Annotated in this window: 6 protein-coding genes and 1 pseudogene; 5 read left to right on the top strand and 2 right to left on the bottom strand. The window is 60.4% G+C overall.

What is annotated here, in order from left to right; genetic code table 11:
- Positions 1–135: 135 nt before the first annotated feature.
- Positions 136–630: a baeRF11 domain-containing protein gene (locus FM111_RS15800; RefSeq protein ID WP_256968387.1), complete on the bottom strand. Its 495-nt coding sequence runs from the start codon at positions 628–630 to the stop codon at positions 136–138.
- 72 nt (positions 631–702) lie between these two features.
- Between FM111_RS15800 and FM111_RS15795 the strand changes: the two genes are divergently transcribed.
- The 5 genes and pseudogenes from FM111_RS15795 to FM111_RS16290 all read left to right on the top strand — a co-directional run bounded on the left by FM111_RS15795 (position 703) and on the right by FM111_RS16290 (position 5,355).
- Positions 703–1,395 (top strand): IS6 family transposase, encoded by a 693-nt coding sequence (locus FM111_RS15795; RefSeq protein ID WP_087141879.1) that lies wholly within the window; start codon positions 703–705, stop codon positions 1,393–1,395.
- Between the two features lie 54 nt (positions 1,396–1,449).
- Positions 1,450–2,127: pseudogene (locus FM111_RS15790) on the top strand (IS6 family transposase); the annotation flags it as partial.
- A 151-nt stretch (positions 2,128–2,278) separates the two neighbouring features.
- A complete protein-coding gene (locus FM111_RS15785) occupies positions 2,279–4,060 on the top strand; it encodes an oleate hydratase (protein WP_087141877.1) in 1,782 nt (593 codons plus the stop codon).
- Positions 4,057–4,944 (top strand): 3-hydroxyacyl-CoA dehydrogenase, encoded by an 888-nt coding sequence (locus FM111_RS15780; RefSeq protein WP_016448220.1) that lies wholly within the window; start codon positions 4,057–4,059, stop codon positions 4,942–4,944. The genes FM111_RS15785 and FM111_RS15780 overlap by 4 nt, the downstream gene beginning before the upstream one ends.
- A 108-nt stretch (positions 4,945–5,052) precedes the next feature.
- Positions 5,053–5,355, top strand: a complete 303-nt coding sequence (locus FM111_RS16290; RefSeq protein ID WP_143276144.1) for a hypothetical protein — start codon at positions 5,053–5,055, stop codon at positions 5,353–5,355.
- A gap of 424 nt (positions 5,356–5,779) precedes the next feature.
- Here the strand turns inward: FM111_RS16290 and FM111_RS15770 are convergent.
- Positions 5,780–7,131 (bottom strand): IS3 family transposase gene (locus tag FM111_RS15770; protein ID WP_087141875.1). Its coding sequence is split into 2 segments (ribosomal slippage): positions 5,780–6,795 and positions 6,795–7,131, totalling 1,353 coding nucleotides; the frame shifts between segments, so codons are not numbered across the junction.
- Between the last annotated feature and the right edge of the window lie 600 nt (positions 7,132–7,731).

The following is a 7,731-nucleotide window of genomic DNA, read 5'->3' as shown; positions in this document are numbered from 1 at the left end:
GATATTTTGCAGGGTTGGGGGCTTTTTGAATGTGCTCAGTTAACCTGACGGTTCCATCCTGACAGCACCGGCGGCGTTGATGAAGCCGTTTCCGGTCGAGTGGGAAAGGCAGATCAAGAAAGTATCCCGCGGATCCTAAAGTGGATAGCGCAAGGTGGCTGCCAACGATCCACCGCCCGGAATATCATTCTTACGTGCGGCAATGATGCGAGCACCGCTGGTCAGTGCACGAGCCATGATCTCATCAACGATGCCATAGGTGTCGGGCCCTTCCTCGCCAAAGATTACGGCTCCGGTATCCTCGTCGACGGTGCCATGAACGATCTCGTCAAAATTCACCAGCAGGGTTTCAATCCCGCCGAATGTGGCAAGACGCGCGGCGTCCGAGACATCCGTGGTCGCCCGGCGGTCATTGGCGCGTTGTTCAAACAGAGCTTTGACCTCTTCGATCTCCCGCGCATAGATGGCATCGAGTATGGGCCGCGCCGCTGCGGCAATCTCAGCCTCGGTCGAACGGTCGTTGGTCACCGTCAGGGTTTCGGGGACGAGGTTCGGATTGCTGTTGATAGAACGGAAAATGGCCGCAACAGGCTCGTTGGCAGCCAGGATCAACGGCGCGACGCGTCCCAAAAGGTGCTGTCAGTCTAACGCTAAAGGTGCTCCACTTCGAAGGCTGCAAGCCATTGGTGGAGAAGGTGTTTTATGAAACCGCTATCGTTTAAGCGACACCGCTTTCCAGGCGAAGTGATCCGTCATGCCGTGTGGTTGTACTTTCGCTTCAATCTTAGCTTCCGCGACGTCGAGGAACTGATGGCGCAACGCGGAATTGACGTCAGCTACGAAACGATCCGGTGCTGGACGATCAAGTTCGGTCCTCTGATTGCACGGCGGCTGAAGAAGCGGAGAGTGCCTCCGACAGGCCGTTGGCATCTCGATGAAATGGTCTGCAAGATCGGAGGACGGCGCATGTATCTGTGGCGCGCAGTCGACGACGAAGGCGAGGTTTTAGACGTCGTTGTCCAGCGCCAGCGGGACACAGAGGCGGCTTTGAAGCTGATCAGACGTCTTTTGCGCAATCAACCGGTCGAGCCAGAAACCATCACGACGGACGGGTTGGCCTCGTACTGTGCGGCACTCGATCAGTTGGAACTGCGCCATCTGCATCGCCCTGGCAGGCTTCGTGACAACAACCGCGTTGAGAACTCACATCTGCCGATCCGACGACGGGAGCGGCAGCATCAGAGGTTCAAATCCCAAGCCTCAGCCCAGAGATTTCTCACCACCCACGCCGCGATCTACAACACCTTCAACTTCCAGCGCCATTTGATCAGCAGACCCACACTTCGTTGCTTTCGCGCTGAAGCGAATGCCGCGTGGGAGGCGGCCGTGGTCTGAAAATGAGCAGGGTAGGGATCTTTCGACTTCGCTCAGTTAACATGACAGCACCCGTTTAAGCGACACCGCTTCCCAAGCGAAGTGATCCGTCATGCCGTGTGGTTGTACTTTCGCTTCAATCTTAGCTTCCGTGACGTCGAGGAATTGATGGCGCAACGCGGAATTGACGTCAGCTACGAAACGATCCGGTGCTGGACGATCAAGTTCGGGCATCTGATTGCACGGCGGCTGAAGAAACGGAGAGTGCCTCCGACTGGCCGTTGGCATCTCGATGAAATGGTCTGCAAGATCGGAGGACGGCGCATGTATCTGTGGCGCGCAGTCGACGACGAAGGCGAGGTTTTAGACGTCGTTGTCCAGCGCCGGCGGGACACAGAGGCGGCTTTGAAGCTGATCAAACGTCTTTTACGCAACCAACCTATCGAGCCGGAAACCATCACAACGGATGGGCTGGCATCGTACGGTGCGGCGCTTGATCAGTTGGAACTGCGGCACCTTCATCGCCCTGGCCGGCTACGAGACAATAACCGCGTTGAGAACTCGCATCTGCCGATCCGACGACGGGAACGACAGCAGCAGAGGTTCAAATCTCAAGCCTCAGCGCAAAGATTTCTCACAACCCACGCGGCGATCTACAACACCTTCAACATCCAACGTCATCTGATCAGCAGGTCCACGCTTCGTCGCTTTCGTGCCGATGCAGATACTGCTTGGACGGCGGCTGTCGTCTGATAACGCGTGGGGTAGGGGTCTTTCGACTTCGCTTAGTTAAGCTGACAGCACCAATCAGGAATCGAATTCAAATATCAGATGATATACATTACCGTGGGAGTGACCTTTCGCTAGATCGATGACCTTGAACTTCCCCGACTGGAGTCCGTACATGTATTACAGCAGTGGCAATTACGAAGCCTTCGCCCGCCCGCGCAAGCCAGACGGGGTCGACGGCAAATCCGCATGGTTCGTCGGCTCCGGCCTGGCCTCGCTGGCCGGCGCCGCCTTCCTGATCCGCGATGGCCAGATGCCGGGCGAGCGCATCACCATCCTGGAACGCATCGACGTGCCGGGCGGCGCACTGGATGGACTTGAGAAGCCGGACAAGGGCTTCGTGATCCGCGGCGGCCGCGAGATGGAGAACCATTTCGAATGCCTGTGGGATCTGTTCCGCAGCATTCCCTCGCTGGAAGTCGAGGGGGCCAGCGTGCTCGACGAGTTCTACTGGCTGAACAAGGACGACCCCAATTTCTCCCTGCAGCGCGCCACCATCGAACAGGGCAAGCCTGCGCCCGACATGGGCAAGTTCACGCTCAGCAAGGCCGCGCAGAAGGACATGCTCAAGGTCTTCATGGCCACGCGCGAGGAGATGGAGAACAAGCGCATCAACGAGGTGTTCGGTGAGGACTTCCTCGCCAGCAACTTCTGGATGTACTGGCGCACCATGTTCGCGTTCGAAGAGTGGCATTCGGCGCTGGAAATGAAGCTCTATCTGCACCGCTTCATCCACCACATCGGCGGTCTGGCGGATTTTTCCGCGTTGAAGTTCACCCGCTTCAACCAGTACGAATCGCTGGTGCTGCCATTGGTGAAGTGGTTGAAGGACCAGGGCGTGGTGTTCCAGTACTGCACCGAGGTGACAGATGTCGATTTCGACATCGATGCCACCAACGGACGCAAGCAGGCCACGCGCATCCACTGGAACCGCGACGGCCAGCCCGGTGGCATGGCACTCGGCCCCGATGACCTGTTGTTCATGACCATCGGCTCGCTGGTGGAAAACAGCAACGAGGGCGACCACAAGACCGCGGCGCTGCTGGACGAAGGCCCGGCACCGGCTTGGGATCTGTGGCGGCGCATCGCGGCCAAGGATCCGTCGTTCGGGCGGCCCGACGTGTTCGGCACGCACATTCCGGAGACCAAATGGGAATCCGCCACCATCACCACGCTGGACGCGCGTATCCCGAAGTACATCGAGAAGATCGCCAAGCGCGACCCGTTCAGCGGCAAGGTGGTGACCGGCGGGATTGTCACCGTCAAGGATTCCAGCTGGCTGCTGAGCTGGACGGTGAACCGCCAGCCGCACTTCAAGAAGCAGCCCAAGGACCAGGTCGTGATCTGGCTCTATGGCCTGTTCGCGGACGTGCCGGGGGATTACGTCAAGAAGCCGATGCAGGACTGCACCGGCGAGGAAATCACCCAGGAATGGCTGTATCACATGGGTGTGCCGGTTGAGGACATCGCGGAGCTTGCAGCCACGGGAGCCAACACCGTGCCGGTGATGATGCCGTACATCACCGCCTTCTTCATGCCGCGTCAAGCCGGTGATCGCCCTGACGTGGTGCCAGCGGGCGCTGTGAACTTCGCATTCATCGGCCAGTTCGCGGAGTCGAAGCAACGCGACTGTATCTTCACCACCGAGTACTCGGTGCGCACGCCGATGGAAGCGGTCTACACGCTGTTGGGCATTGAACGCGGCGTGCCGGAAGTGTTCAATTCCACCTACGACATCCGCACCCTGCTGGATGCACTGCACCAGCTGCGCGATGGCGAAGAATTGGCGTTGCCGGGCCCGTCGTTCCTGCGCGACCGCGTGTTGGCCAGGCTCGACCGCACCGAGATCGGTGCATTGCTCCACGACGCCGGCCTGCTGGCCGGGGAGGACGCATGAACATGACACAGGACACCACAAAGACCGTCGCCTCGCCCTCCGGCCTGCAGCGGGTGACCGTGCTGGGCACTGGCGTGCTCGGCGCGCAGATCGCCTTCCAGTGCGCCTTTCACGGCAAGAGCGTCACGGCGTACGACATTGACGCAGCAGCGCTGGAGCGTGCCCGCGACGCCCTGACGCGATTGGCTCAGACATATGCCGCCGACCTGCCGGGGACGACGCCCGAGGCGACCACCAGGGTCGCGGCGGCCATCGCACTGAGCAGCGACCTTGCGCAGGCCGTGCGCGACGCGGACCTGGTAATTGAAGCGGTGCCGGAGAAGCTGGAACTCAAGCGCTCAGTCTATGCCGAACTCGCCAGGCTGGCGCGCGAAGGCACCATCTTCGCCACCAACTCCTCCACGCTGCTGCCCAGTGCATTCGCGGATGCGACGGGCCGGCCGGAGAAGTTCCTGGCGTTGCATTTCGCCAATCACATCTGGCGCCAGAACACAGCGGAAGTGATGGGTACGCCGCAGACCGATCCTGAGGTGTTCGAGCAGGTGGCGCGCTTCGCTGCGGAAATCGGCATGGAACCGATCCGACTGCACAAGGAGCAGCCGGGTTACGTGCTGAATTCGCTGCTGGTGCCGTTGCTCAACGCGGCCGCCGCCTTGTTGTTGAAAGGTGTGGCGAGTCCGGAGGACATCGACAAGACCTGGCGAATCGGGACCGGCGCCAAGCTGGGGCCGTTCCAGATCTACGACATTGTCGGCCTGCGCACGGCGTACAACATCGCAAGCGCAAATCCCGCAACGCAGGGCTGGGCCGAATATCTCAAGGTGAACTACATCGACAAGGGTCGCCTGGGCGCCGGTGCGGGGGGTGGCTTCTACGATGATTGACGCCATGTCCGCCGCCCGTGCGTGCTCCGTCGGGAACGGTCACCGCACGCTGACGGCGTCCTGTGCAAGGCGGTGGCATACTGCCGCCCCGTCGCGCCGGAGCCGGCCGTGAGCCAAGCCCAACGCCACGCACGTCCGCTCAACCGCAGTGAATCGCAGGCCCGCACGCGCGCGGCGCTGCTGGATGCCGCCGAGGCGCTGATCGTGGAGCACTCGATCCCGGCGCTGTCGCTGCGCGCCGTCTGCACGCGTGCCGGCTATACGCAGCGGTGCAACCCAATATGGGAACCCCGCACTCGGCAAAGGGCGAGATCGGAGAGCCGTGAATACGACCAGACACGCCGGTTATGTCCATGGTCGAGGCGTCTGTTGAAAGCCTGTGTGACAGCGACCGTGACGATGGGAGACTAACGTCGACCCGCATCCATCTTTCAAAGCTTTGTTTTCATTGTTTTAATTTACCTTGTTCGCGAGGCGCGACAAACTTCTCACTAGCCCAGTAGTATCATTATAAATAGCGCAGTGTGACATTCGGAGGCGGCCGCTGAATCCCGTCGAGACGATCCTTCTCAATGATGGCCCCGGCCTTTCCTCTGACGTCGGCCGCAAGCTGATGGCGCAGGGGATGTCGGCCGACGTCGCACGACAGCGCATCAGCCGCGCGGGGTCCAATGTTCGGCGCCTCAAGGGGTTGGTGTTTCCTCGCAATGCGCGGTTTCTCTACCTCGCCAAACAGGACGACACGGAGGTCTATTGGCGCGTGTCCGTCGTCAGAAGCTTTGGCGCAGAAGGGCGTCGGGTTTAGGGGAGAGTTCAGCTCGCCATCGTGTTGATGTTATGCGGCGATGCGGGCGTGCAGCAAGCGCCGATGTTGGATGGTTTTGCGTTTGATCCTTTCGCGGTGTTTGATGATGGCTTCGGCCCTTCCGAAGTAGGCGTCGGCGGGTGTCACATTGTCGAGGCTCTCGTGGTAGCGCCGATGATTGTAGTGCTCGACGAAGGCCTCAATCTGGCTTTCGAGGTCACCAGGCAGGAAGTAGTTTTCGAGCAGGACGCGGTTCTTGAGGGTCTGATGCCAGCGCTCGATCTTGCCCTGTGTCTGAGGATGGAGCGGGGCGCCGCGCACATGGTCCATGCCATTGGCCTCGATATAGTCGGCCAGTTCGCCGGCGATGTAGCTGGGGCCATTGTCGCTGAGCAGACGCGGCCGGTGCTGCACATGGGCCTGATCACAGCCTGATGCGGCCAGTGCCATGTCCAGCGTGTCGGTGACGTCCTGGGCCCGCATGGTCGAGCACAGCTTCCAGGCGATGATGTAGCGGGAGTAATCATCCAGCACCGTGGACAGATACATCCAGCCCCAGCCAATGATCTTGAAGTAGGTAAAATCGGTCTGCCACATCTGGTTGGGACGGCTGGTCTTGGTGTGGAACTCATTGGCCGCCTTGATCACCACATAGGCGGGGCTGGTGATCAGGTCATGGGCCTTGAGAAGCCTGTAAACGCTGGCTTCCGAGATGAAGTATCCTTTCTCGTCGGTGAAGCGCACCGCCAGTTCCCGCGGGCTCAGCTCGGAGTGTTCCAGGGCCATCTCGATGATCTGGTCATGAATGCTGGCCGGGATGCGGTTCCACACCCGGCTGGGCGCCGAGGATCGATCTTCCAGCGCCTCGGGTCCGCCATTGAGGTAGCGATCATACCAGCGATAGAAGGTCCGGCGCGGGATGCCCAGTCGGTCCAGTGTCTGCTTGGTTGGCAGGTGCGATTGCTCAACCAGCCGGATGATCTCGAGTTTTTCGGAAGCGGGATACCTCATTCCTGGTCTTCCCCATCCCCCAGCATGCTTTTTTTGAGCAGTCGGTTTTCCAGGGTCAGGTCGGCAACGCACTCCTTCAGAGCGCTCGTCTCCCGGCGCAGGTCCTTGACCTCGTCGCTGGTCGCCGCACGCGCAGTATCACCGGCCAGGCGGCGCTTGCCGGCCTCCATGAACTCCTTGGACCAGGTATAATAAAGGCTCTGGGCAATACCCTCGCGCCGGCATAGCTCGGCAATGCTGTCCTCACCGCGCAATCCATCGAGCACGATCCGGATCTTGTCCTCGGCAGAAAAGTGCCGTCGGGTCGCCCGGCGGATATCCTTGACCACCTGCTCGGCGGGCTTCTTCGTCTTCGTGGGTTTCGTCGTCATTCTGGGTCTTTCGTCTTTCAGACGAGACCAGAACTCTCCTTAAATCTCAAACCCAATTCTGTGCCACGGGCGCCGATGCCGGACAGCCGGACGCGGAAGACGATTTGGGGATCCTGCTGGGCGCACGGCGCAGAGCGTGTAGGCCAATGCCCGGATCCGGTGGACAGAGTATAAGGCGCAGAGGAACGCGAGGCGTGATGGCGTTGCCCCGATTCAAGGACACCATTCAGGCGCGGGCGGCCAGTGACCTTGTCTTCAAGACGGCCTGCTGGCCGGAGCCATGAACGCCTTTCTGGAAGGCGACCTGGATACCGATAACGCCATCGTCCCATGTCGGCGCCACCGTCGGCTTCGAGACCCTGTCCGTTTCGACAGGCGCTTCAATCAAAGCCTTGCAAATGCTGGCCCGCCCATCCGAACGCCGGGCAACCTGTTCGCCGTGCTCCACTCATTGCAACGCTTTCGGGGCTGACGCTGGAGGTTCGCGCGGCCTAAGCCGAGGACTTCTAACTTAACCGAACCCCGCCTGGAATTCGGTGTCCACCTGACGTGCCCCTGAGAATTTCCTCCACGCGGAGCTAGAGTCCGCCCCTTGAAAGG

It is taken from the genome of Brevundimonas diminuta 3F5N (assembly GCF_900163625.1).
GTDB classification, from domain to species: Bacteria; Pseudomonadota; Alphaproteobacteria; order Caulobacterales; family Caulobacteraceae; genus Brevundimonas; species Brevundimonas diminuta_A.
This window is presented reverse-complemented; position numbering and strand designations above follow the sequence as displayed.